Below are 26,329 nucleotides of genomic sequence, written 5' to 3'. Positions count from 1 at the left end.
TTGATCTGTACTGCTGTTCGCAGTGGAAATCCGGTGACTGCTTATGCTTCCGGAGTGAGCTTTCCTATGGAAAGCTTTCAGGCGTACGCATTCGCTCCTACAGTTCCAAAATCCCCCTCCGTTACTATCATCATATATTGTATCAATGCCATTTCTATCGTTCACTAAATCCAAATCCTTACGATCATATCAATCAGCTTGATCCCCGCGAACGGAACAACGACGCCGCCAAGCCCGTAGATGACAATATTCCGTGCGAGCAGCTTCGTAGAGCTCATCGGCTTATAGGAGACACCGCGCATAGCCAGCGGAATCAGCAGCGGGATTATAATAGCGTTGAAGATCAGCGCCGAGATAATGGCAGAGCTTGGGGAGCCGAGTCCCATCACATTGAGGGCCTCCATCTCCGGAATCGCCAGTGTGAACATCGCCGGGATAATCGCAAAATACTTGGCAATGTCGTTAGCGATACTGAAGGTAGTCAGCGCCCCACGGGTCATAAGCAGCTGCTTCCCGATCGCTACAACCTCAATGATCTTGGAGGGATCAGAATCCAGATCGACCATGTTCGCGGCTTCCTTGGCAGCGGTCGTGCCGCTGTTCATTGCCAGCCCCACATCGGCTTGTGCCAGTGCAGGTGCATCGTTGGTTCCATCACCGGTCATTGCTACCAGCTTGCCTTCATTCTGTTCGCGGCGGATGACCGCGATTTTGTCCTCCGGTGTACTCTCGGCAATGAAGTCATCGACTCCGGCTTCACGGGCAATGGTAGCCGCCGTCAGCGGATTATCGCCTGTGCACATGATCGTCTTGATCCCCATGCTGCGCAGTTCATCGAAGCGTTCCTTCATGCCGGGTTTAACCGTGTCTTTCAGGTAGATCAGCCCGTAGATCCGGTTATCTACTGCTACCGCTAGCGGTGTGCCGCCTAACCGGGCAATCGCATCCGAGTTGCTGTCCAGATCGGCTGGTACTACACCGCCCTGGGACAACACCCATTTCTTCACGGAATCTACGGCTCCCTTACGCACCAGGCGTCCGTCGCGCAGATCGATACCGCTCATCCGGGTCTCAGCCTTGAACTCGACGAATGCTCCGCCTTCGGCAAAACTGCCGTCATAGCTGAGCTCCAGCTTCTTGGCCAGCTCCAGTACGGAGCGCCCTTCCGGTGTCTCATCCTTCAGCGAGCTGACCGCCGCCCAGGCGGCCAGCTCAGTTCCTGATTCTCCGCCCACCGGGACGAATTCGCTCGCCATCCGGTTGCCGAAGGTGATCGTCCCGGTTTTATCAAGGATCATTGTGTTGATATCCCCGGCGGCTTCCACCGCTTTACCGGACATTGCCAGCACATTGAACTGGGTAACACGGTCCATCCCGGCAATCCCGATGGCTGACAGCAGTCCGCCGATCGTAGTCGGGATCAGGCAGACCAGCAGAGCGATCATCACCGGTATCTCCAGCTGAACGCCGATATAACCGGCTATAGGACGCAGCGTAACTACAACGATCAGGAATATAATCGTCAAGCTGATCAGCAGCGTGTTCAGGGCAATTTCATTCGGTGTCTTCTGGCGTTTGGCCCCTTCGACCAGCGAGATCATCCGGTCCAGGAAGGATTCGCCCGGATCACTAGTAATCCTCACCTTGATCTGATCGCTGACTACACGGGTGCCGCCAGTAACTGAGCCGAAGTCACCACCGGCTTCCTTAATGACCGGCGCCGATTCCCCGGTGATCGCCGATTCATCCACAGAGGCCAAGCCTTCAATCACCTCACCGTCACCGGGAATCATTTCCCCCTGACTGACGAGAACAACGTCGCCTTTGCGCAGCTCGGAGGCCGGAACCTGCTTGATCGCTGATCCAGCCAGCTTATTGGCTGTAATGTCCTGCTTCGTTTTTTTCAGCGAATCGGCTTGCGCTTTGCCGCGCCCCTCAGCCAGTGCTTCGGCGAAGTTAGCGAACAGCACCGTGAACAGCAGGATGAAGAATACCGAAATATTAAAACCTACCGAATGCTCAGCATTGAAGTAGCCTGGTGCCAGCACCATAAGCAGTACGATTACCGTGCCGACCTCAACCACGAACATGACCGGATTCTTCATTAACGTAACCGGATTAAGCTTCACTACACTGTCCTTGGCCGCACTTAGAAGGATAGGACCTGTCAGCAGTTTTTTTCTTTGTACAGTACTCATTCTCTTCTCTCCCTCTCCCTACCGTAAAGTCAAATATTCTGCAATTGGACCGAGGACAATGACCGGCAAGAAGGTCAGCGCGCCGATAATCAGCACCGTACCAATCAGTATTCCGGTGAACAGTCCGTTATCCGTACGGAAGGTACCAATCGTCTCCGGCACCGGCTTCTTGCGCAGCAGGGAGCCTGCGACTGCCAGCATGGCGATAATCGAAACATAGCGTCCCAGCAGCATGACGATACCGGTCGTTATATTCCAGAAGGAAGTATTATCCGCCAATCCTTCAAAGCCCGAGCCGTTATTGGCGGCAGAGGAGACATATTCATACAGGACCTGGGTCATTCCGTGGAATCCGGGGTTGCTGATGCTACCTTGACCAAGGTCGGTCAGAAAAGCAGCGGCAGTCGGCACCAGAATAATCAGCGGATGAATCAGAATGGCAATGGCAATCAGCTTCATTTCCCTCGCCTCAATCTTCCGCCCGAGGAATTCCGGCGTCCGGCCGACCATCAGCCCGCATAGGAAGACGCCGAGTATTGCATACATCAGCATATTGACCAGCCCGACGCCCTTGCCCCCAAACACGTTATTCAACATCATCAGCGTTAGAGGTGTAATGCTGCCGAGCGGCGTCAGCGTATCATGCATATTATTCACACTGCCGGTTGTGGCCGCCGTTGTAACTGTCGTGAACAGAGCAGACTGCGCAATTCCGAACCGCACCTCTTTCCCTTCCATGCTGCCTTGCGAGGCATCAATTCCCATCGCGTTAACCGCCGGATTACCCGCACTTTCAGCGGCATAATTCAGTCCCAGCAGCACGACGAACAACGTCATCATCGCACTGAAAATCATCCAGCCCTGGCGTTTGTTCTTGGCAAACTTCCCGTACATATACGGCAGGGAAGCGGGCAGCAGCCACATGGAGAGAATCTCCAGCACATTGCTCAGCGGGCTGGGATTCTCAAAAGGATGCGCCGAGTTTGCGCCGAAGAAGCCCCCGCCGTTCGTACCGATATGCTTGATGGACTCCAGTGAGGCAATCGGCCCGATCGCAATCTGCTGGCTCTGACCTTCGAGCGTCGTAACCTCAAGTGCAGGTTTCAGTGTCTGCGGCACATGAAGCGCAACAAGCGCCATTGTTACAAGCAGTGCGAGCGGAATGAAGACCCGGATATGCGCTTTGACGAAGTCTTCGAAGAAGTTCCCCACCGAGCTGCGGCCTGTAATCCCTCTGACAAAAGCGACAGCTACCGAGAATCCGCTGGCCGCCGAAGTGAACATCAGCATTGTCATTACTGCCATCTGCGAGAAGTAGGACACGCCTGTCTCCCCGCTGTAATGCTGGAGATTCGTGTTGGTGATGAAGCTGATTACTGTATTGAAGGTGAGCGTCTCTTCCATATTGCCAATTCCGCCCGGGTTGAGCGGAAGCCCCTTCTGCAGCCGCAGAAGAATGTAACTGAATGTTACCAGTGCAATATTCGTTACAATAAAACTGACCGCATATTTCTTCCAGGACATCCCACCCCGCTGCTTCAGCCCGATCAGACGGTAAATGCCTCTCTCCGTCCCGCCGAATATCCGGTCTGTCCGGTTCGGTTCTCCCGAGAATACATGATATAGATAAGTTCCTGCCGGTTTCACCAGCAGCACCAGAATTAGAATGACTGCTACAATTTGCACAATACCCACGGATGACCCTCCTCAATATAAAAAATAGCATCTTGCCTTTGTCTCTTCTGCTTCCTCTTTCCTGTACAAGCTGAATTTTGAATTTACCTATATGGGTAAAGTGACGGAGGGGAAATTTGGAACTGTAGGAGCGTTAGCGACCGCCTTTGTCAGCGGATTTCCACCGCGATCAGCGGTATAAATCAAGAAATCTGATGACAACAGCGGCCGGAAGTCCAAATGTTCACCGCAGTCATGGCTAATCCATAAGTTTAGATTCTCTTTCAGCTTTTACAGCCCCCTTTTTAAAATTTCTCCGGATGAATCAAAGCATAAACCAGATACAGAAACAGGAGTAACGTTGCCGCAAGGACTACCGCCATCACTCATTCCCCCCTTGTTCATCTACCACATGACCGCACCATTGCACAAATACGTAGAACAAAGCGAATACCGCTGCCAAAGCCACCGTCATATACACATCCATCATGTCTCTGCCACTCCTCATCCGAATTTATAAAGATTCTCTCTCTTGTAACTTCCGGTCTAGCGTACCATTTCTCCCGTTAGTTCAGGGTTAGGGTTTCAGCAGGCGTATTAAGATGACATTAAGGGCGGTAAATATCCTCACCCAGCACCTGATTGACCGCCTGGATAAAAGCCTGATGGCCCCCGTCCGGTTCCATTCTGCGGGGCAGCGCCCGGGCAAGAATCTGTTCCGTCCCCTTCGGATCGAACTCGAAGCTGTCTGCGAGAATCGCCCTGACCTCCTCTGGAGACGCTCCATTAGCGAACCGGTCCGCTGCTTTATATACATCACAGTTCTCATAGCAGCCTTCCTGCTGCAGGCCGATCCAGTCGTATCTCTTTTTGATCAGCACCAGTAATGTTGTTATGACCGTGAGCAGACCGATATTTCTAAACATCATATCCATGAACATTGCCTTCTTTCTCCTGTGTATCACTTCCGGTTCAGCGTACCACTCCCGCCATTAGTTCAGGATTAGGGTTTGCTTCAGCGAATTAAGATTTCGTTAAAATGCCGGTAGCACAACCGCTCCAGTTAGCCGCCTCCATAGCTGGAACGACAAATAACCATGTCCGTTAAGGACATGGTTAAGGATGTTATTTTGAACCGGAGCTGTGAGAATTCCGCCAGCCGGTTCAGATCACCTTGCTGTCGTCTCCCGCCTGGAGCATCCGGTAACCGACACCAATATGTGTCTGGATAATCTTCGGCTGTGAGGGTGTACTCTCGATCTTCTTCCGGAGCGTAGCCATAAATACACGCAGTGCCGGAATATCATACGTATGGCTGCCCCAGATTTCATGCAGGATGTAATTATGGGTCAATACCTTACCCACATTCTTGGCCAGCAGGCACAGCAGCTTATATTCTATCGGCGTCAGATGGATTTCTTCATCCTCCAGCCAGACACAGCCTGCCGAGTAATCGATCCGCAAATTCCCGTTGGTAAAAACAGACGAATCCTTCATCAGCTTCTCGCTGTCCCCCCGGATCCGGCGCAGACTGACCCGCAGCCTGGCCAGCAGCTCCTCCACGCTAAACGGCTTGGTCAGATAATCATCTGCCCCCGCGTCGAGCGCTTCAATCTTGTCCCGGTCTTCACTGCGCGCACTGACCACAATAATCGGAATATTGGACCAGGCCCGGACCTTCCGGATAATATCGACACCGTCCATATCGGGCAGCCCCAAATCCAGAATCATGATATCCGGCTGACTGGACACAGCCTCCAGAATCGAAGCTTCCCCTGTCTCCGCCGTATGATATTTATAGCCTTGGGTCTCCAGTGTTGTCGTAATCAGCTTGCGGATAGGTTTGTCATCCTCTACCACAAGTATCAAAGGTTTATTCATGGACGTTCACCTCTTCTGCCTGCAGGGTGAAGCTGAATACCGTCCCCTGCGGTGCGTGATCTCGTAATTCAATATTGCCGCCATGGGCGTGGATAATCGACTTGCAGAGTGCCAGCCCTAGGCCTAATCCGCGCCTGCCGTCGCCGCGCACGTTGTCTGCCGTGTAGAACATCTCGAACACCTTGGCTTTGGCTTCAGCTGAAATGCCGGGGCCATCATCAGCGACCTCCACCACAACCCAGCCCGCCTCGCGTCTGGCGGATACCGTTATATGTGACCCGGACTGAGTATATTTGATCGCGTTATCCACCAGATTGATGATGACCTGAATAATCAGCCGTGAATCCATTCTGGCCATGAGCAGCTCATCCTCCAGCCGGATCTCAATATGATGCTCATCCTTATTGCGGTTTACATGCAGCAGCGCTTCGGCCATCACTTCCTCCAGCAGCTCCGCCTGAAAATTCAGGTGAAGGGCGCCGTTATCGATCCGGGTAATGGACAGCAGATTCTCCACCAGATTGATCAGCCACATGGAATCATCGTAGATATCGTTATACAGTTCCTTCTTCTGCTCTTCATTCAGGACCATCGAGTTGCCGATCAGTATGCCCGCATTGCCGGAAATACTCGTAAGCGGTGTGCGCAGATCATGTGAAATGCCCCGCAGCAGATTGGTACGCAGCTGTTCCTGCTGGATTTGCAGAGAGATTTCCTTTTGCTTTTCATTCAGCTTATCTTTCTCCAGGGCAAGGGCACATTCACCCAGCATGGCAATCATCAGGCTTTTCTCAAAAACCTCCAGCGGTTCCTCCTGCTCCATTACGATGCCCGCCACCGCAAAGACCGTATCCCCTCCGCGCACCGCATGATACAGACAATGAGCTGCCGAGAACGTATCTGTAGAAGCTCCTGCCCGTTTATTATTCTGCAGCACCCACTCCGCAACCTTGCGTTCATCATCGAAGATATAGCTCTGGGGATCAACAGCAGCTTCCTCCTTGGCAAAAATCAGCGGTTCGGCAAGCTCCCCCTCCACTACCTCATAGACAATAATGCTCCGGTCCAGCAGCTTGACCATCTGCAGTGCCGTTTCGTTGATGATTGCCGGAGTATCCTTGGCCTGCTGCAGCTTCCGGCTTGTCTCGAGCAGAACTTCGGTACGGTAAGCCTTTTGCGCCGACTCCCTGGCTTGCTCCTTCACCCGCAAAGTCAATGTGCTCGTAATGAACGAGGCTGAGAACATCACCAGAAAAGTCACCGGGTAACCGGAATCATAAGCCTGCAGAGAGAAAAAAGGCGCAGTAAAGAAATAATTAAAGACAAGCACACTTAAAATCGAAGTAACCCCGCTGTACAGCCGCCCTTTCGTAACCATCGCATCCAGCAGAACACCAAGAATATATACAGTAATGATATTAGCTTCACTGAAGCCGAGATGCTTGAACCACAACCCGATTAAAGTACAAACCGCCAGGATGCCTATAGTTTTGCCTGTATCAGCCAGCGTCAGAAGCGGAGATTTGGCATATTGCGGGAACTTTTTGTACAAGGAAGGCCCATTATCCGGAATAATGTAAATATCAATATTCGGAGCGGACGCCGTCAGCTTGTCGACAATGTTAGATTTGGCCGGCCAGCGGGTTTTGTGCTGCGAACGTCCCAGAACGATCTTGGAGACCCGGCTTGTTTTGGCGTATTCGGCAATTTGTCCGGGAACATCCTCCCCATATACTGTCGCGACCTGTGCCCCGAGCTGCTCTGCCAGTCTCAGATTCTCACGTAGCTCTGCCTTGTTCTTGGCGGTTAATTCTTTCGTCCTCGACGTTTCCACATACAGCGCCGTGAACGTTCCATGCAGGGCGTCGGCCATTCTGGCCGCAGTGCGGATCACCTTCTTGCTGGAGAGTGCCGAGGACAGGCAGACCAGTATATGATCCTTCGTATAAAAGGTAGCACTGGCCGCCTTCTCCCCGAGCTGTACGGCAATCCTGTTCAGCTGGTCAGCTGTATACCGCAGAGCAATTTCCCGCAGGGCAAGCAGTTTTTCGGGGATGAACAAACCGGCATGCCTCTGCTGAAGCTGTTCATCCGGATATATCCGGCCTTTATTTAAACGGTCTATCAGATCGCCGGGTCCGACATCAACAAACTCCACCAGATCCGCACGGTCAAATACGCTGTCCGGAATACGCTCCAGCACAGGAATACCCGTAATGGAGGTCACGACATCGGTCAGACTCTCTATATGTTCAACATTTACCGTGGTGTATACGTTAATTCCAGCCCGCAGTAGCTCCTCCACATCCTGATATCTTCTTTTGTGGCGGCCTCCCGGAGCATTGGTGTGGGCGAGATCATCGACCAGGATCAGCTCCGGCCTTCTGCGGATCGCGAGGTCAATGTCAAACTCCCGGACCCTTTCCCCGTGAATAGATATTTCCAGCGGTGGAAGAAGCTCAAGCCCTGACAGCAGCTCCGCTGTATCTGCTCTGTTATGAGACTCGATAAAGCCTGCGGCCACCTGAAGACCTTCCTTTTGGTCTTCATGGGCGGCATTGAGCATAGCACAGGTCTTGCCTGCCCCGGGTGCGTATCCGAAAAATATTTTCAGCCTGCCCCGCTGCTTCTCAGCCGGTGTGTATCCTGCCATTCGAATGGTTCCTTCCTATATGGGCATCATGCCGTGCGTTCGTACTCTTTATGATAGCGTCAGTATATCATGTGCACAATCAGCATGACATTATGGAATTGGCTGTGGCATTAAGATTGCATTAAGATAAGGGGATGGATGGCAGCATTTAGGAGGTGATCCGCAGGCGGTGCCGAATATTGTAGAGTAGCAAATTTCAACATACTGATTCTAAGGAGATCTGAGATGACAAACGAACAGCAATCCGGACAAGGGACAATGGAGATGATTTTGGCTGGTGCAGTGAAGCTTCCCGGGGTACAAGTAGACCGGAGTGAATTCCTTGCACAGCAGTTTGCCAAATATGATACTTATGGAAATATGAGTACCATTCAGGAGCGGGGACCGCTTGAGGCCGGGATCAGCCTATCGGTCATTGACAAACTAGCCAAGACGCTAATTGAAAAGCGTACTATCTTAAGTACAGCAGCTTCCACAGCAGCCGGCCTTCCGGGCGGATTAGCCATGGCGGCGACCATTCCGGCAGACACCCTGCAGTTTTTTGGCGTAGCCATGCGCTTGTCCCAGGAATTAGCCTACCTGTATGGAGGCGCGGATCTGTGGCAAGGCAACACCCCGGATTCGGAGCAGGTTAGCCGTGAGCTTACATTATATCTGGGAGTTATGTTCGGAGTGGCCGGCTCTGCTCCGATGCTGCGCATTCTGAACGCACCTAATTCCCGGCAGCTGCTGAATGAGCAGACCCGGCAAGACTTGGCCCAAACGATGTATTACCCGCTGCTGAAGAAAATCTCTTCTTATATCGGGATTAAAATCACCAAGAAAACCTTCGCCCAAGGCGCATCCAAGTTCATACCTGTTCTGGGTGGACTTCTCTCCGGGGGGATGACCTATTTCTCCATGAAGCCTATGGGGCACCGCCTGCGGGAAGCTTTGTACGATGCTTGCGATCATTATTCGGAAGCTCAGCTGGCGCAGGACAGGGATAAGGTGCAGCGTGCGGTTGCAGATTCGGAGATTAATGTAATTGAAGGCGAGTTTTTTGACTTAGGGTTTGATTCGAAGCCAGAGCCGGCAACAACAGCTGCTGCAAGACCGGAGAAATTTAGTGCCGCGGATGAACTGCTGAAATTCAAGCAGCTGCTGGATATGGGCGCAATTACGCAAGAGGAATTCGACCGTAAGAAATCCGAGCTGCTGAACAGCTGATTTCTCGCGTGATCTTGAAGAGCTATGACCTCTGCTGTGGCAAGAGGTATAGCTCTTTTTTGTGAGTAAAATTCATAGTGCTCTGATTTAGGAAGAAACATAAGTTAGCAAATATAACATGTATATTTTTGTTTAATGACAGCCTCTGTTTCAAGAATTGGCGACAAGACTGCACTACCAGCTCAATATAAAAAAACTGAAAAACCAAATGTATCAAGCGGTACTTTATCCTTTTAAAGTAGATTCGCGTACAAGCGGACGCGCAGCAATGCATGTTTTTGCCGGATTTCCGAACTCCCTTTATAATCATAACAATGATTCAATATAGAGATGGAGTGAGTAAACCTGACATGAATACAATTCAACTGGAATTCACTGAGCCAAGAAAAATCCGGGCCAACCGGAGATTACAACAAGGAATACTGCAAATCCTCAAGGTGCTGCTGGGCACACTTATCGTGAGCATTGGTGTACTTATCCTCAAGCATTCCGAGATCATCACCGGTGGAACCGTGGGCTTGTCACTCAGTTTATCCTATTGGCTGGGTACTTCTTTCTCCATTACGTATCTTCTGGTCAACATCCCCTTTTACGTGCTGTCCCTGTTCAAAATGGGCTGGAAATTCACCGTATCCACGCTGTTCGCTGTCTCTTCTTTAAGCCTGATGTCGGCTGCAGCTGCCCGCTTGCCTGAATTCGTACTTCAGGGCTGGTTCGGAGCAGCAATCGGCGGCTCTGTCATGGGTCTCGGGATGTCCTACTTGTTCCTGAACGGCTCGTCGCTGGGCGGGAGCAATATCCTGGCTCTAATTTTCCATAAAAAGTTCGGCTGGAATCCGGGAAAAGTTATGTTCGTGCTTGACGGTCTGATCATCGCCGGGTCGTTCTACTCCATCGGGCTGTTCAAGGGGATCTACTCCGTTCTTTCGATTGTCATCCTGTCCTTCATGATTCATTTGTTCAAAAGCCGCATCGCTGCTCCGGCCAAAGCCCCGGCCCAAACCCGTATCGTCCCGGCGGCGGAAGCTTCTTAATTGACATTATTGAAGCAGCCTCAGCCAAGTCAGCGATCCCGAGCATTGGTTAATGCTTGTTACCGCTGTGCTTGATCAAGTGCATCTTCTATCGCTTTGAGATAAGCCTTGCTCGTAAGCGTAGCGCCGCTGATACTGTCTACCTGCAGCGATTGAGCCTGGATCACTCTGCCGAACAGCTCCTCCGTAGAAGCCGCAGGCTGATTCTCCGCGTGCTCCAGTAGCTTAATCGCTGTTACTTTCTGCGCTGCAATAGTTACCTGAACCTTATTCGCCCTCCATTTATACATCCCGCCTGCGTATTCACCCACATAATTGCCTGCATGCAGCTGTTTGAAATCCACTTCACCGATTTGAACATTCCGGGCTTCACGCCGCTCTTTCTCCGTGAACGCCCAGCCTGCAGCAAGTCCAACCAATACAATAATAATTACAGAAATGCACATAATGAGCAGGTTGCGTTTCCACTTTGGTTTCACTTCAATCCCCCCATTTTATGTGAATGAATACTATTATATTCATTCATTATTTGGCGTTCTTAGCCATTCTTCGACCGATCCGATCAAATAGGCGTCCGGCCAGTCTTTTGAAGAGGCCCAGAGGAACTTTATAATAATAAGCCGACTCAAACCAGCCGTTGTCCTTGTAATGACGGTAATCTTTGGACTTGTCATCCAGCATGTTATGAATACTGGTCCGGGACAAGCGGAACAGCATCAGTCTGAACAACGTGGGCACCAGAGGTGACGAACGCATAAGCCCTTTGTAGAATCTGGCGGCGGCCTTGCGGATTTCCTGTGAATTTTTCTCCCCGGCAGCTTGTGTTATCGGCTCCATCGTATGAAGCACACAGCCTGGGGTCACCTGGAAGCCCAGATTCTCCCCCATGCTGCTTAGATATTTGACGATACCCTTACCGCCGTGAATGCCCTGGTTGACGACCGCTGTATAAGTCTTGCCGAAGAACTGCGGCCGATGGAATACATAAGCCAGCCGGTCCAGCAGATTCTTCATTGATGCCGATACATGGAATGCATAATTCGGAGTGGACATAATAACGCCGTCGGAGCGCTCCATCTTCCCGATCAGCACATCCCGGTCATCTTTGAGCGGGCAAAATTCTTCGCCTTTACTGAAGCAGACCTTACAGCCCCGGCAGAATTCAAGCCTGTAATCCTTCAGGAAAATGTACTCAAACTCAATCTCCCCGTATGTCCTTAGCTGAGCTTCAAATTCGCAGACTGCCTTGTACGTGGCATGCTTTTGCTGATTACCAATGATTGCGGTGACTTTCTTCATGACTGTCCCTCCAGAGTAGTGATGAGATCATACTTATATTTCGGAATTGCGCTTGTGAATGAATATTATTTTATTCATTCATATAATAACATAGATATGCCCCGTTGTCTGGCCGGATGCAGCTTGATCTTGAACGATTAGTGAAGACCAGCTACATTTTTATTCTGTCCCTTCCGGCATGTTAAAGAGGCCACAAGCGGCATCCGCTTATGACCACATCATACCCGTATAGTATTCAACCGGAAGATTAGTCCATACTAAATTGTCATCGTATTTGTCAACCGTCCCAGCCTCTCAATCTCAACGGTTACGCTGTCCCCGGCTTGCAGATACACCTGCTGTTCTAGCGGATAACCCAGCATAACCCCCTCCGGAGTGCCTGTCATAATAATATCTCCCGGCTCCAGTGTGAAATGCTGCGAAATATAGCTGATAATCTCATCGCATTTAAAGATCATATCGGCTGTATTGGACGACTGGCGAAGCTCACCGTTGACGGTACACGAAATCGCTAGCTGGTTCGGGTCCCCCACTTCATCAGCAGTTACAAGATAAGGGCCGACCGGAGCGAATTTATCACAGGTTTTGCCCAGGAGCCACTGCTGGGTCCGCATCTGCAGATCGCGGGCGGACAGGTCATTGCCACAGCAGTATCCATAAACGTACTTATAGGCTTCCTCCCTGGAGACATTCCGGGCCGTCCGGCCCATCACGATTACAAGCTCAGCCTCATAGTCCACTTTCTGTGAGACAGCAGGCAGCGGTACCGGCTCCAGATGAGCTGCCAGCGCATTATTGAATTTGCTGAACAGAATTGGCGTCTGCGGTATAGGAGCATTCGTTTCTTCTGCGTGCTTGCGGTAATTGAGTCCGACACAGATAATTTTGCCGGGACTGTGAACACAGGGGGCAAGCTCCAGCGTGGATTCGTCGAGCAGAACTACAGAATCTGATTCTGGCACAGTTAATCCCCTTACTGCCTGCCGGGCAAGTTCGTTAAGGTGCGATAGCACTTCCGGACCTCCGGCAATCACATCCTGCAGTGTTACGAAGCTTGTCCCTTTCAGGTAACCTGATGCTGTCAAAGCATGTTCAACATCCAGTATGCCGGCTTCCGTGTGTACTCCAACGCGGGTAACGCCTTCTTGAATATAGGATAGTAGTTTCATATCTAGACCGCCCCGTATAGTCTTGTAATAAAAGCTTGGACAATACCGAGCACATCATCGGACCAGAAGTCCGGGCCGCCATGATCGGCTCCCTCTATTTTGTAGAACTCAACATCCTTGCCCTTTTGCTTCAGGTCGTTGTACAGCAGCACACTTTGCTCAAAAGGAACCAGACGATCCTTATTGCCATGGATCATTAGGATAGGCGGAATGTCCACTTCCTGCGAAATATGATTCATAATAATGGTTGGTTCCGCCTGCTCCGGATTCTCCAGTACATTCAGACCTCCGATCAACAGGCCTTCGGGAGAATCTGCTCCGGCATGGTCCATCGTAGAGTGCGCCTCATTCATCCGCGTAATATCTGCAGGACCGTAGTAGTCGATGATTCCCTTCACTTCGCAGGAAAATCCGTCGTACACATCCGTATCGAGCGTCTTGTCATGCGGAGTTATCCCCGTCATCACCGCCGTATGACCGCCGGAGGAGTCTCCCCAAATTACGATTTGCTCCGGATCAATATTAAACTACCCGGCATTCTTCCGGTGATACCGTATAGCTGTCTTGGCATCCTGGATCTGCGCGGGGAACGGCGCTATGTCTGACGGGCGGTATTCCACGATTGCAACAGCATAGCCTTGTCTGGATATCCAGGACAGCGGTGCGAGATTCGCATCCAGATGCTGCTGTCTCCATGCCGAACCTTGCACAAACACCAGCAGCGGCCAGGTTGCATCCGGACGTTCATGCTGTGAGGGTAATATCAGATGCATATGCAGGGGCCGACCGTCCCTCTCGCAATAGGTATGATTGTGCAGCACCGTGCAATAGACTGCGTCAGGATTCATAGGCAGTACTTTCATCCCCACCGCTGTCGCTTCCGATGCAGGGAATGCTTTGTAGCTGAGCTCTCTGGGTTCAATCCGCATCATCATTTGCCTCCTCTTGAATCAGTTGAGTAAATTTTACCACTTCTATTCATACCTTGTCTTGCCTATGCTTTAGGTGCAAAAAAGGAGCTGCGGTAAGATACCGAGCTCCTGTATAGATTCACATCCAAAACCCTCTTGTAAAAGCTATAGAGCCGTCATAGTCGACGTATACATTTTGGATTGAAGGATTATGCAGTACACCGGAAACACAATAAAACAGCGGGAGAATCACCATTTGGTCGATAAGCATTTTTTCAGCTTTCGTATAGATTTGCATGCGTATAACAGGATCTGCCGTTTGCCGGGCTTCCTTTATATAAGCGTCATACCATTCATCGCTCCAGCCTGAATCATTATCCGGACTCCAGGAGGTGAACAGCTCCAGCATAGATGCTGGATCATTGAAATCAGCGCCCCAACCAGCTCTAGCCACCGAGAAATTCTGATTCACCCGGTTATCCATCAGCTCCGGCCAGCTCTGCACCTCAATACTTGCCTGAATGCCAAGCTTCTCTTTCCAATCCGAAATGACAGATTCTGCTATGGAATCATGGTTGCCCTCATCATTCATAATAATTGTAAAGCCTGGAAGGGTAGTCAAGCCTTCTTCACGCAGCCCTTCTTCCAGCAGCGCCTTCGCCTTTGCAGCATCTTCTTTAAAATAGGCTTTGTCGGAGACCTCTGACCTGAAATTCAGCTTCGCTCCGTGAATGCTTGGGGGAACAACTCCAAATGCAGGAGTACCGTAACGCAGACCTTCACGGTCAACAGCCATAGCCAATGCCTTACGTATTTTCAGATTCTTGAAAGGAGCCTTATTCAGATTGAATTGATAGTAATAATTAGATGCATAAGGCGCTTCATAAGTAAGCTTGGAGGTTCTGTAATCTAAAGAAGATGAATCCAGAAGCTCTTGTCCTCCGCCTCCAACCCAATCCACCTCTTTATTGACGAAAGCAGCCGTCGGATTTGCTGTTCCGGCTTTTGGCAGCAGCAGGCGTACCTCAGACAGCTTGATTTCTTTGGCCGCATAATAATCCGGATTTTTGCCTAAAACAATTTCTTGGACCACTGCTTCAGCTTAAAGGGACCATTGGTCACCATAGATTTAATATCTGTTGCCCATTGGCTGTTGGCCTTTGCGGTCTTCGGGTACACCGGCAGATAGATGCTCTCCGCAACCAGCTGGATGAAATAGGAGGTCTTCTCCTTTAATGTGACCTGAAGAGTAGTTTTATTCAACGCCTTTACGCCGATTTTGGCAGCATCCTTGAGAATTCCCTCGTTGTAGTTCTGCGCATTATTAATCATGTACATATTAAAAGCGTAGACATGCTTAGCTTCCGGAGCGAGCGCACGCTTCCAGGCATACTCAAAGTCCGAGGCCAGCACCTGCTGCCCATTGCTCCATTTCGCATTCGAACAAAGGGTGAAGGTATAGGTTAGGCCATCATTCGAAAGGGTCCATGATTTAGCGATTGCCGGCACAGCCTGGCCAGCAGCATTCAGGCGGACCAGTCCTTCAAACAACCCCTTAACAACCGTAACTGAACTGTCATCTGCAATTACTGCCGGGTCAAGGACATCTGGAAGACTTCCCAGACCAATACGCAATACCTTATTAGCTTGTGCAGCAGATGAACTGCCCGTCCCTCCCGTGAGCGTTACACTCATCATTAAACCAACTGCCAAAATGATATAAAGCAACCTTTTCATCAACGTTTCCCCTTTGTAAAGCCATTATGTATTAGTAATAGGATAGCATGGAGGGCAGATATTACGCTGTCGAAATTAACGAAGATCAATAATTATATTCCATGTAAAATAAGAGGAGCCCGCTTGAGCCCCTCCCTTTACTATCCCTGTCTACTGTATCAGCAGCCCAAAGCCGGTCTGAATATAATACAGGCTTGGATAAGCAATATTGCTGGTAGTCAGGTTATTGAATGTAGCCGAGCCATTGCCGGTATACGTGTAGATCGCAGCTCCCTTATGGGCGCCGGAGAAGCGTGAGGTCGTTACCCCATCGAGCCCAGTGCCGTTAATGTTGATGTTGTTGAATACGATATTGGAGAATCCGCCTCCGTATCCGAACTGGATCGCATCGCGCTGAGTGTTGATGATATCGATGTTAGTGAACGTTACGTTCTTGATCGGGTCACTCGAAGCTTCGAGATCGATCGCGCCGCGTTCCCCGTCATACAAGTCACGGCTGGTGCCGCTGTTAATAATCGTGGTATCCGAGAAAAGAATGCCCGTGTTGTTGTTGAAATGCGCACCCGGGAAGGTCGTATTCAGTCGGATGCCGGAACCGCCTACCGTGTCGATAATGTAGTTATGATCCGCTTTGTGGCCGCTGCCTCCGAAGAAGGCAATCCCGCCGGCACGCCAGTTATTCTCGATTGTATTGTACGAGAAGGTATTATTCACCCCATCCGGAGCACCAAAAGTGTTGCTCGGCCACACGGCCAGACCATCGTCTCCGTTATTGCGCACATTGTTGTTGCGGACGGTCGAGTTGCTGGTACCTTGAGAGTAGTTAATGCCGTCAGCCAGGTTGTTACGGATACGGCTATTCTCCACAAGCAGATTGTTCGCGAAGATTGCCGGTGTCCGTGCATAATCGCCTACCCACATGCCGCATTCAAAATGCTCAATCCAGACATCATGAATGACTGAATTGTTGCCGAAATTATCCATCATTCCTTTGTAGATGGCATTCTGGTTATAACGTGATCTGAGATTGGAGTTCATGTAGACATTGCTGAAATCCAGCTTACCCAGGATGCGGAGCGAGATCCCGCCGCCCGCAGCATTAGGATTGGTGAACTGCAGGTTGGTATGCCAGTAACCAGCACCTGTAACCGTAAAGTTATTGATCATATTGCTGACAGAGCCAATGACCCACATGCTGCTCAGGTTGAAGGTTCCGGAAGGAATATAGAGCGATTTGCCGCCTGCGACTGCTGCTGTTACTGCACTGTTGAAAGCAGCAAGATCATCCTGTCCATCACCCGCAACTGCACCGTAATCAGTAACCGATACCGAGTTGGCCGGACGGGCAATAGCTGCCGGTACTGGCTCGATTTCCAGGAAGTCTACGCCATATTCGAGGCTGTCCCCGTTACTCTTCTGAATACGGATCGTGTCGCCGGGCTGGAGCGGTGTATCCATTTTCCAGTGCACTTCATCGAAGCGGAACAGCGGACGTCCGGCACTTGGTGCATCACCGGGCTGGTCGCCGGAGAAATACTGCCACGCATAATATGAAGTAAGCGGGATGGTTTTGGCTTTGGTGCCGTTTACGAATACATCCAGCGCTCCGGTAAGACCCATACCGTCTGCCGAATCCGGCATGGTGAATCTCATCGTAACCCCTGCACCGCCTTGACCTGAACGGACGGTCCATTGGGCATAAGAGCCATTCGAAGGAAGCGCTACATAACTCTGGCCCGATGCTTCTGACGCGATCAGCGTCTGATCAAAGTTCGGAGCAGATTTTAGTACGGCAGAACCGCCGCGCGTCGCATCCTGCGTATCATAGCGGGCATAGGGCACGCTTGCTCCGCGCAGAGCATATACAACCAGATTGACGGTATTTACATTGTTGACCTGCTTGGTCGTAACTTCATTCGCATCTGCAGCGATTGTTGTGGTGACGGTATAATTGCCGTTGACTGCGCTCCATGTTCCCGGGATGGAGACATTCACTGAAGCACCGGCAGCAATCGCTCCGCTGTAGGATCCGGTGAATGTCTGCACGGTGGAGCCAGCTGAGTTCTTCAATACTACAGTGATTCCATGCGCACCTCCTGCGGAAGCAATGGTGCCCTGATTCTTGAGATTGACTGCAAAGGATACGCTATTACCAGCTACCGGATTGCCCGGTGTCCAGGATGTCGTACCTACAAGGTCAGAGCTTGATACAGGAGCAACAACAAGTGATGAAGGACTGCTGTAGCTGTTGTTGCTGTCATTCTGTTCAATGATCAGATTAGGCTCATCTACCTTTGCACTGAGCGGGTAGGTGGCGGCTGTTCGGGTACCGGCATTCAATGACACGGTTGCCGAAGCACCCGCTGCAAGAGCTGCTACCGGGGCCGCGCCTGCCAGCTCGTTGTTCAGATAGAAATTGACTGTCGTGGCCGCTGCAGCGGCACTGCCGCTATTCTTCACGGTGGCATTCAATGTAATCTCATTCGTTTCAACGGGAGAAGCCGGAGTCCATGACATGCCTGTAATCGTCAGGTCCGGGTTCGGCGCAGGTGTTCCATATACCTGGAACTCGGCTATCTGTCCCGCAGGGGCACCTGAATTAGAAGCAATATTGATCTGGACACGCTTGACGGTTGCCGTAACGGGAATCGTCACCGTATTTCCGCTGGCTGGATTGAACGTATACGCCTGAGCGGAGACCAGATTGCTGAAGGCTGTCGTGCTCTGATTATGTCCTAGTACTTGAATATTCTGAGTCCGTGTCCCCCATTCCGTGGCCGGGTTCAGCTTCAGTACAATCGAAGTGATGTTATGATTGGCGCCGAGATCAAGCGTGAGCGAACTTGGATTACCGCTTCCTTCCCAGTAAGTAGCCGTATTGTTGTCGTTGGCATTACCGGCAACGAAATTCTGTGTGCTGGAGGATGCGCTGATTGCCTTACCAATGGCGATGTTCCCTCCAGGGGAAGCCGTTGGCGTTGGAACCGGTGTGGAGGTCGGTGCCACCGTAGCCGTAGGTACCGGTGTTGGTGTTGGAGCTGTTGTAGGTGAAGGTGTCGGCGTGGCGGTCACTGCTGCCGCTACAACAATCTGATCCAGATTGACGTTACCCGTATCACCTGCATCATATTTGTAGGTGATGGTATTACTGCCGGAGTTCAGCGTCAGGAGCTCGGCCTTCGTGCTCCAGGTATCCCAGTTCGCCAGATTAGGCAAGGTGGACTGGCGAATTTTGACTCCGTTAACATAGATGCTGAGGGTCTTATCGCTTCCGCTCGCATTGGCGTACTTCAGCGTAACATTCCGCGAACCCGCTGCGGCCGCGTTCACCGTGAAGGTGGTTGCCGGTCCTTGGGTCAGATAACCGTCAACAAATCCCGTACCGGAGTAACCCGCATGATCAGTATTCACTTTCGCCCCGCCAGAGAGTGCGGCAGATTCTGCTTCATAGGTACCGGCCGGAACCGGGGTTGCAGCAGGAGTGACTGCAGGCGTGGCTGTTGGACTGCTGGAGCCGTAAATTTCAAGCTCAGAGAACTGGGCTGCCGGCCATCCGGTGTTCGCGGTTACGAGCAGGCGCACATAACGCGTACTGGCTGCTGCAAAGTTAATCGTGACACTGTTGCCCCCAGCCGATGGATTAAATACATAAGCTGCCGAAGCCACGATATCTGTAAATGTGGAACCGTTCGTACTCCCTTGTACGGCCAGCGTCTGCGTGCGTGTCTCCCAGCCTGCAGGAATCTTCAGCACGAGCTGGTCAATACCGGTAAGCGCACCCAGGTCAACCTGAATCCACTGGGGAAAAGCATCATTTGTGCTTTCCCAATAGGTGTTCTGGTTGCTGTCCTTGACGTTGTCAGGCGTATACGTCTGAGATTGGCCGCTGGAAGTGATGGTTTTGTTAAGTGTCAGATTCTGTCCGCCCGCAGCAGACGAATGTGTCAGCGGTCCGGCGGCCATAAACAGAGTTGAGATTAGCAGCGTTACTACAAGCGACCATACGACATACTTGTTGCGCATTATAATCCTCCTTAATCTGATGTTAGAACGGCACATAGAATTTTCTGAAGTACTAGAATGATAGCGATTACAAAAATTAATATCCGTACCAATCCATCATTCGCTTCCAACGTGTAGGTGCCACTCTACTGATATTGCCTCTACTCAACCGGCTTGCGATAGTTCTGCCCAGCCCCCTCTCACTGCAATACACAATCATTATAGTTTTAACGCAGTGCAATCTATAATAGCTAATTCTACGGAAAAGATAGGCGATTCAATGATCGTGATGATTTGCAGCAGCGGGTCAGCCCGAAACATCCTGAATAGACAAAAAAGCACCTCCGCCAGGGAAGTGCTTCGTTCATATCTATTACGGTCCCTCGCGGTATAACGCATTGAAGGCGGGTTATGAATAGAAGGGATTGTGACAGAATTCATCTTTACTTAGCATTTCGCATCGGATTTCTGCTCTCACAGGGCACCTTGGTCTGGCATAATCCGCAGCCAGCTCCTGATGTAGCCTCTCCACCACTCTGGGCCGCCCACTCCCGTGAACCCTGGCCATACACAAATTTCATGCAGGCGATTTTGTCATGGCCGTTTGTGCTGATCGCCTGCACCGGGCAGCGGGTAATGCAGACGCCACAGTTCCCTTTGCTGCATAACAAACAATTTCCCGTATGAGTAGCCGCGGATCTTGGATCAGACGGTAACTGCAAATCCGTTACTACCGACAGCAGTCGAATGGCAATTCCCTTCTCCGAAATGAATCCATCATTAAGACTGAAGGTGCCCAGCCCGGCAGCATAAGCAACATGACGTTCTGACCAATTGGAGATTGGACCCGTTTCTGTACTGGTGATACCGTACCAATCCGTATCCAGCGGCGCAGCCGCAAGGCGACCAAGGTTTTTTAAATAATCCGTCAGATAAATGCGGGCCGCCTTCAAGAAATATTCATCCCCGAACGTACGCAGCAGGGCCCACTCCCGTGAAGCTCTGTCCTTCTGCTGACGGTTGGCCTTCCTGATGGATTCATGAATGGGCAGCACTATACTGATCACCGAACCGCCATTGTAGGTCCCTGAACCGAATGAACGCTCTATTACCTCTTTTGGCGTTGCATGGCCGGGACCAATAATGCTTTTATACTCCTCAAACAACGGATCGTCAGCTGAGGCAAATTGAATGATAGGCTCATCATAATAAGGTCCCTGAAGTACATCTGACCAGTTTAATGGGCTCTCCTTAACAAAGGCTTTCATCACTTCAATAATGAGCTGCTTCTGTTTATCTTCCGCTCTTTCATTAATTGCAGCACTGTCTGGGTGCATGGTCTTCCCCTCCTCTTGAGTGACTCTTTCTGTCCGGAATTATCGTGTATATACACGAAATGGCGATAAGCAACTGCTGTTGCGTCATTACTGCGTAAAGATTGATGAACCAAGAGTCGAGGTTATGCTTAGGCCATCAGTTTCTCCACTTTGGATAAAAGGGTAGTAAGTACTTTCATATCTTCATCGCCCAATGCCTCCTGCAAAAAACTCTGCGCCTGCTCCCATTGGTTCCCGGCAGCTATATATTTCACTTTCCCGCTCTCAGTCAGGATCAGCAGGCGGTTCCGGCTTCCCTGCGGAGAAATATCCTCCACATAGCCAATCTGTTCCAGTGCCTTGAGATTGCGGACAATAGTGGTCCGGTCCAGTCTCATCTCAAGCGCCAGATCGCTGACACTTGCCGGTCCGAGGGAGTAAATATGCTTCAGTAAAGAAAACTGGCTGATATTTAAACCGCTTGGAGACAGAAATCCGTCATATATTCCTGTGACTGCTGTGGAAGCCCTCCGCAGATTAATACAGCTGCAGACACTAGAAACGCGGATATTGGGTGAAGAAGAAGGGTCACCGGCTGTTGTCATAGATTATTCTCCTCCTGTTCTATTTATCGTGTACATACACTATTTCAAAATGGAGAGCTTTTGTCAGAGTCATTTATCACAAGGAAGCGTAATTTGAAAAATGAAAATAATCCTCCCTGAATCTTCAAGGAAGGATTGTGGATACAATGGTTTGAATTTCTAAGACAAATCTTTGATATACCAGGCGTCGCAGGCATAATGCTCTGAGCCGGCAAGCGGAGCATCCAGCAGCCCGAAACCGTGTTTGACATAGAAACGGCCTGCGGCCTGCATGGTCTGCAGCGTCTCCAGATAACATCTGCTGTAATGCTGCCTGGCGAATTCCAGTGCCGTCCCTAATAGATCTGCAGCAGCTCCTTGGCCGCGGATGGCGGATGACAGATACATTTTCTGCAGCTCACAGATCCCGTTCTCCTCATCAAAAGGTGCAATCCCGCATCCGCCAAGCACCTCTCCATCTTCTTCAACAATCCAGTAAGCCCTGTTCGCAGCACTATTATAATAGGTGTATAGGTCATGCATGCTGTCATCAGCCCAGGCAAGACCTTCACGGTTGCCCCCGAATTCAATCAGACATTCCCGGATAATCCCTTCAATGGCCGCATTATCTCTGCGCTCTATGTATCTGATATTCATCATTCTGTTAAGCCTCCCGCCATTCTTCCGGGCTATGTCCCGTTATCCTATACACTTTATCATAACAGCAGACTTCCTACTCCATCAACTCGCAAAAAAGCCGCAAACACACCCCTTCATACCTGTGGAATAGGATGTATTTGCAGCTCTATATCTAAAAGATTATACTTTGATTACTTTTTGACATCCTCCATGCCGGCTCAGAAATTAATAGGATAGACCCATCCATCCAGAACAAGTGCCGGTACGGATTTCACTCCAGCCTGCATGAAAAAACACCGCTTTTGCCATTGTAATTCCTCTTTTCTAGGTTTTGTTGTTTCTGACAACTCTTATTTTAGAGAATGGCAGGTGCTTTTTCTATTCAGAATAGGCTATCATTATCATAGTTTCAGCCAATCCCAATCCGGATTTCGCAGCCTTCGCTTAGCCAGCAGATCCGGAATCCGGAGTATGAGGCTGGCACCCCGATGTTCGACCGGATCGGCAAGAAGATTGCATTGACCGAAGCGGGCAAAATACTCAAGCATCACAGCCAAAATATCTTTTATCGCCTTTTCTGGAGATGACCACGATAGAGGCACTTGTCCATATGGTGGAGAGCGGCATGGGCTGTACGGTTCTGCCCCGCAGCTTAATGGAGCATCTGCAGAAGGATTCAGTACGGGTGCTTCCGATTATTAATCCTTCGCCGACACGCCGGATAGGTGTTGTGTTCCGCAAAGATAATACATGTGTTCAGCGACCAAGCGGTTCATCCGCGAGCTGCAAGAATGCTGCACATTTCAAGGAGAGAGTCTAATGAACAAACTTGTATTTTTCCTCGGTCCGGGCGGGGCCGGCAAAACAACACTCGCCAAAACCATAGCAGCCCGGCGCCCGGCCTCTGTATTCGATATGGATATTCTGCTGCGTCCGGCAGCTACCGCGATCATGACTATGCATGGACTGGACCCCGATGACAGGGATTCGGATGAATATAAAAGCTTATGCCGTGACCTGGGATACCGGATTACGATGGATGCTGCGCTGGACAATATCGGACTGCAAAGCGATATATTCGTCGTGGGTCCCTTCACCAAGGAAGCGGCCGACCCGGAGTGGATCGGGCGTGAATTGTCGCGCATCGGACGTACACTGGAGGAGGTCGAGGTCAAAGTTGTAATGGTCAGTCTTCCTGATGCGGCAGCGTTCCGTGAACGGCTTGAGGGCAGACAATCCCCTCTGGACGCCTGGAAGTTCGCACACTGGGATGAGTTCAGCGCTTCCCTGGGCAACCGCACCGTTGCATGGCCGCTTCCGGCTTCACGTGTGGCACAGATCGATAATTCACATCCGGACAGGAACGTTGCTGCTGCGGCTGTGGAAGCTTTTATTTACGGGAGACCATCTTCCTCCGCATTTCTTATTGAAAAGAACCTCCCGCCTATAATAATAGACTGAGAGGTTCCTTTGTAATTTGGATAATTATTATTTTTTTATCGCATGAATATAATGAATCGTCTCAAAAGCGGTCAAAGCATCACTCCGGTTGCTGAAGAACCTGTCATTGATCTCCGCCGGGGACAAGTGCTCATAAATCAGCAGGCCTGCTTGCTCTAGCAGCTGTTCCAGTTCATGATAAGCGAAACAGGATTTCATCGGCTCACCGCTGACGGCAGCCATCTGTACCATCTTTTCCACCCGGCCGGACAGTCCCTTCTCTTCAAAAAGCCGCTCATCCGCATAATCCAGCACGATAGAGCTTCCTGCCGGGAGACCAGCGAACGATTCAGTAATCAGGCTGGCGTTCTCCTCTTTCGTCAGGTAGTAGGACACACCCAGCAGGCTGAAGAAGGTCTTGGCTTGTGGATCAAACCCCTGCCCAATCAGATTGGAAGAAGAGAATTTGCTGGTGAAATCCATAGGTACAAAATGAAGATTGACCGGAACTTCCAACCCGGCGTCACTGAGCCTCTGCTTCTTGAACTCCTGTGTAGCCGGATAGTCCACTTCAAATATCTCCAGTTGGTCTTTCAATTCAGGATGACGGTAGCCAAAGGTATCAAGTCCGGCTCCAAGGATGACATACTGCTTCAGTCCTAAGGTTAGCTCATGCAGCAATAGGGCCTCACAGTAAGCAGCACGCGCGAGCGGTGTCGGAGACAGCTGTACATGTGTAATCCATTTCAGAATAGCGTCGGGATCATCCTGATGTTGATTTGCAATATCTATGTTGAAAAAAGAGATGCCCTGCACCATATTCTTGCGGATGTCTGAAAACTCCTGCGGTGAAATCAAGTCTTGGGCCAAATAATCATCGAAAATCTTGGGTGTGTCATATTTACTGTGATAGGCTCGGCCAAACGCTGCTACTTTGGAAGTCAAACTGGACTCATTCTGCTTCAAACGTGTATCCTCCCATAAAAAAATAAGATTCCCCCGGCCGGAGAATCTTATTATATACACAAACTATTAATATGTAAATTATAGCATAAATAATATATTTTGTCAATGATAAAATTCTCCAAGAAAAGCACCAGCTTCCCTGAAACTGGAGATCATCCCGCTGCCGACAGCTGCACAGAGCGCTGCTCCTACAGCAGCCTCTTCAGTTTGCGCACCGTCTGTGAGCGGTACTCCGAATGCTGCTTCAGCCTTGGCGCACAGCACCGGATTACTCCGCAATGCATTACCGGAACCTATGAGGCGGGTGAACCCCTTCGCCCCCTGCTGCTCCAGATCCTTCAGGAAGCCGTATAATTCATCAATCATCCCCTGGAGAAAAGCATGGGCCAGTCCGGCAGGTGTGAAGTTATCGAGTGTGATTCCCTCGATGCTGCCGCGCTTGCCCGGCTCAGCTCTTGTACCCAGAAACTGTGTATTCACCTTTAGGCCAGTGTTCTTTCCACCAGATGGCTCTTCCGTAAGCAGTTGAGCCAGCAGAGAATAGATATCTGCAGGTGCTTCTCCTGTGTAAGCTGTGATCAGCTGCCGGAAGAAGCCTTCCAGCAGAGCATATGATCTGCCGCCGCTAAGCGCAGCCCCTACCATGAGTACTCCACCGCCCGGATAAGGGCGCACCTCCATTGCTGATGGAGCAGGGGTGTATTCAGGAAGCCAGGCCGATAGCTGGCTGCCCGTGCCGATGTTCAGCAGCAATGAACCGTCAGGCTGCGGCACGCTGCCCAGGAAGCTGGCCTGATTGTCCCCGAGCGAGGTGTACACAGGTATTCCCTGTGGTGTAGCACCGATTGCAGTCCCTGAAGGGACGACCGGCGGCAATATCGCCACATCGATTCCAGCCTGCATAAGCGCTGATATATCAAAAGCACCCGTCTGCAAGCTGTAGCCTCCGATCCCGGCCGCCTGTGTTGCATCAATTAGAGGTACCACGCTGTTCGCCAGCCTCATCGCGATGTAATCCGCAATCGTGCAGAATTGGACTGCATGCTCAGGCACCAGCTGATGCTGCAAATTATAATAGTGAGTAGCTAGTCCGTAGCCGGGAGCTACATGATATCCGGCAAGTCCGCTTAGTTTCTGCGCATAAGTGAGGCTGTTATCCGCCCCGCAAGGCAGATTTCCTCTCCCATCCTGCCAGGTATAGAGCGGGCCCAGAGGATTGCCGCTCTGGTCTATATATACAATCCCGTGCATCTGCCCGGTCAGGCCGATCCCTGCAGCTTCCGGCTCCTGTGACAGCAGAAGTCCAAGGATACGTTCAGCCTGCTGCAGAATGATTCCCGGCTCCTGCAGACGTTCCCATTCATGTTTCGGGCTGAAGGGTTTACTTACCTGTTCCTCTGTCATCGAATGCAGGACGGTTCGTGTCTCCAGATCGTAGAGCAATCCGGAAATTGAGGTGGTTCCGATATCCAGTCCGATCATGATCATATACTTCATCCTCTTCCCGTTCATATAGCCTCTATGGTAAGCCTTCATGAAGTATAGCGTCAACCAGGCGCATAAAACCCCATGGATCAAATGATACTAGACCAGACAAAGTATAATTCAAGCGGGAGG

General features: G+C 50.7%; 19 protein-coding genes and 3 pseudogenes. 5 read left to right on the top strand and 17 right to left on the bottom strand.

Going from position 1 to position 26,329, the window contains the following annotated elements:
• Positions 1-164: 164 nt before the first annotated feature.
• From kdpB to QW71_RS00355, 6 genes are all read right to left on the bottom strand, one after another.
• Positions 165-2,198, bottom strand: a complete 2,034-nt coding sequence (gene kdpB, locus QW71_RS00375) for a potassium-transporting ATPase subunit KdpB (protein ID WP_039291631.1) — start codon at positions 2,196-2,198, stop codon at positions 165-167.
• An 18-nt stretch (positions 2,199-2,216) separates the two neighbouring features.
• The gene (gene kdpA, locus QW71_RS00370) at positions 2,217-3,893 is read right to left on the bottom strand and encodes a potassium-transporting ATPase subunit KdpA (RefSeq protein ID WP_039291628.1); all 1,677 of its coding nucleotides are present in this window, start codon (positions 3,891-3,893) and stop codon (positions 2,217-2,219) included.
• Between the two features lie 284 nt (positions 3,894-4,177).
• Positions 4,178-4,255 carry a K(+)-transporting ATPase subunit F gene (gene kdpF, locus QW71_RS42105; RefSeq protein ID WP_144026137.1) on the bottom strand — a complete coding sequence of 26 codons (78 nt, stop codon included), beginning with the start codon at positions 4,253-4,255 and terminating at the stop codon, positions 4,178-4,180.
• 225 nt (positions 4,256-4,480) lie between these two features.
• A complete protein-coding gene (locus tag QW71_RS00365; RefSeq protein WP_039291817.1) occupies positions 4,481-4,807 on the bottom strand; it encodes a hypothetical protein in 327 nt (108 codons plus the stop codon).
• 229 nt (positions 4,808-5,036) lie between these two features.
• Entirely contained in the window at positions 5,037-5,753 is a 717-nt protein-coding gene (locus QW71_RS00360; protein WP_039291624.1) for a response regulator, read from the bottom strand.
• Positions 5,746-8,406 (bottom strand): sensor histidine kinase KdpD, encoded by a 2,661-nt coding sequence (locus QW71_RS00355; protein WP_047013531.1) that lies wholly within the window; start codon positions 8,404-8,406, stop codon positions 5,746-5,748. The genes QW71_RS00360 and QW71_RS00355 overlap by 8 nt, the downstream gene beginning before the upstream one ends.
• Positions 8,407-8,631: 225 nt before the next feature.
• On the opposite strand from QW71_RS00355, the gene QW71_RS00350 reads away from it, so the two are divergent.
• Positions 8,632-9,615: an SHOCT domain-containing protein gene (locus QW71_RS00350; RefSeq protein ID WP_039291621.1), complete on the top strand. Its 984-nt coding sequence runs from the start codon at positions 8,632-8,634 to the stop codon at positions 9,613-9,615.
• 350 nt (positions 9,616-9,965) lie between these two features.
• On the top strand, positions 9,966-10,649 hold the full coding sequence (locus QW71_RS00345) for a YitT family protein (RefSeq protein WP_235441350.1): 684 nt from the start codon (positions 9,966-9,968) through the stop codon (positions 10,647-10,649).
• A gap of 59 nt (positions 10,650-10,708) precedes the next feature.
• Here QW71_RS00345 and QW71_RS00340 read toward each other — a convergent pair whose 3' ends face one another.
• The 9 genes and pseudogenes from QW71_RS00340 to QW71_RS00300 form a co-directional block, all read right to left on the bottom strand.
• Positions 10,709-11,128, bottom strand: a complete 420-nt coding sequence (locus QW71_RS00340) for an FMN-binding protein (RefSeq protein ID WP_039291618.1) — start codon at positions 11,126-11,128, stop codon at positions 10,709-10,711.
• Between the two features lie 46 nt (positions 11,129-11,174).
• Positions 11,175-11,948: a flavodoxin family protein gene (locus QW71_RS00335; protein ID WP_039291616.1), complete on the bottom strand. Its 774-nt coding sequence runs from the start codon at positions 11,946-11,948 to the stop codon at positions 11,175-11,177.
• A gap of 257 nt (positions 11,949-12,205) precedes the next feature.
• On the bottom strand, positions 12,206-13,117 hold the full coding sequence (locus QW71_RS00330) for a fumarylacetoacetate hydrolase family protein (protein ID WP_039291614.1): 912 nt from the start codon (positions 13,115-13,117) through the stop codon (positions 12,206-12,208).
• Positions 13,118-13,119: 2 nt separating this feature from the next.
• Positions 13,120-13,890, bottom strand: a pseudogene (locus tag QW71_RS37600) (alpha/beta hydrolase fold domain-containing protein).
• A 277-nt stretch (positions 13,891-14,167) separates the two neighbouring features.
• Positions 14,168-15,723, bottom strand: a pseudogene (locus QW71_RS42100) (peptide ABC transporter substrate-binding protein).
• A gap of 192 nt (positions 15,724-15,915) precedes the next feature.
• Complete coding sequence (locus tag QW71_RS00315; RefSeq protein WP_039291610.1) at positions 15,916-19,788, bottom strand: CARDB domain-containing protein; 3,873 nt, start codon at positions 19,786-19,788, stop codon at positions 15,916-15,918.
• 422 nt (positions 19,789-20,210) lie between these two features.
• Positions 20,211-21,104 carry a (Fe-S)-binding protein gene (locus QW71_RS00310; protein WP_083442340.1) on the bottom strand — a complete coding sequence of 298 codons (894 nt, stop codon included), beginning with the start codon at positions 21,102-21,104 and terminating at the stop codon, positions 20,211-20,213.
• Positions 21,105-21,232: 128 nt separating this feature from the next.
• Positions 21,233-21,688, bottom strand: a complete 456-nt coding sequence (locus QW71_RS00305; protein ID WP_039291609.1) for a MarR family winged helix-turn-helix transcriptional regulator — start codon at positions 21,686-21,688, stop codon at positions 21,233-21,235.
• Between the two features lie 159 nt (positions 21,689-21,847).
• The gene (locus QW71_RS00300; protein WP_306766013.1) at positions 21,848-22,327 is read right to left on the bottom strand and encodes a GNAT family N-acetyltransferase; all 480 of its coding nucleotides are present in this window, start codon (positions 22,325-22,327) and stop codon (positions 21,848-21,850) included.
• A 401-nt stretch (positions 22,328-22,728) separates the two neighbouring features.
• Here QW71_RS00300 and QW71_RS41780 point away from each other — a divergent pair.
• The 3 genes and pseudogenes from QW71_RS41780 to QW71_RS00290 form a co-directional block, all read left to right on the top strand.
• Positions 22,729-22,881, top strand: a pseudogene (locus QW71_RS41780) (LysR family transcriptional regulator); the annotation flags it as partial.
• An 8-nt stretch (positions 22,882-22,889) separates the two neighbouring features.
• On the top strand, positions 22,890-23,126 hold the full coding sequence (locus QW71_RS00295; RefSeq protein ID WP_083442338.1) for a LysR substrate-binding domain-containing protein: 237 nt from the start codon (positions 22,890-22,892) through the stop codon (positions 23,124-23,126).
• Positions 23,126-23,767, top strand: coding sequence for an AAA family ATPase (locus tag QW71_RS00290; protein WP_047013530.1), 642 nt, complete (start codon positions 23,126-23,128; stop codon positions 23,765-23,767). The genes QW71_RS00295 and QW71_RS00290 overlap by 1 nt, the downstream gene beginning before the upstream one ends.
• 27 nt (positions 23,768-23,794) lie before the next feature.
• Here the strand turns inward: QW71_RS00290 and QW71_RS00285 are convergent, their stop codons facing one another.
• Together QW71_RS00285 and QW71_RS00280 are read right to left on the bottom strand one after the other, a co-directional pair.
• Complete coding sequence (locus tag QW71_RS00285) at positions 23,795-24,712, bottom strand: class I SAM-dependent methyltransferase (protein ID WP_039291603.1); 918 nt, start codon at positions 24,710-24,712, stop codon at positions 23,795-23,797.
• A gap of 102 nt (positions 24,713-24,814) precedes the next feature.
• Complete coding sequence (locus QW71_RS00280; RefSeq protein WP_047013529.1) at positions 24,815-26,200, bottom strand: sedoheptulokinase; 1,386 nt, start codon at positions 26,198-26,200, stop codon at positions 24,815-24,817.
• Between the last annotated feature and the right edge of the window lie 129 nt (positions 26,201-26,329).

It is taken from the genome of Paenibacillus sp. IHB B 3415 (genome assembly GCF_000802655.2).
GTDB lineage: Bacteria > Bacillota > Bacilli > Paenibacillales > Paenibacillaceae > Paenibacillus_AQ > Paenibacillus_AQ phytohabitans.
The sequence above is the reverse complement of the archived record's forward strand: the minus strand, read 5'-3'. Positions and strand labels throughout refer to the sequence as shown.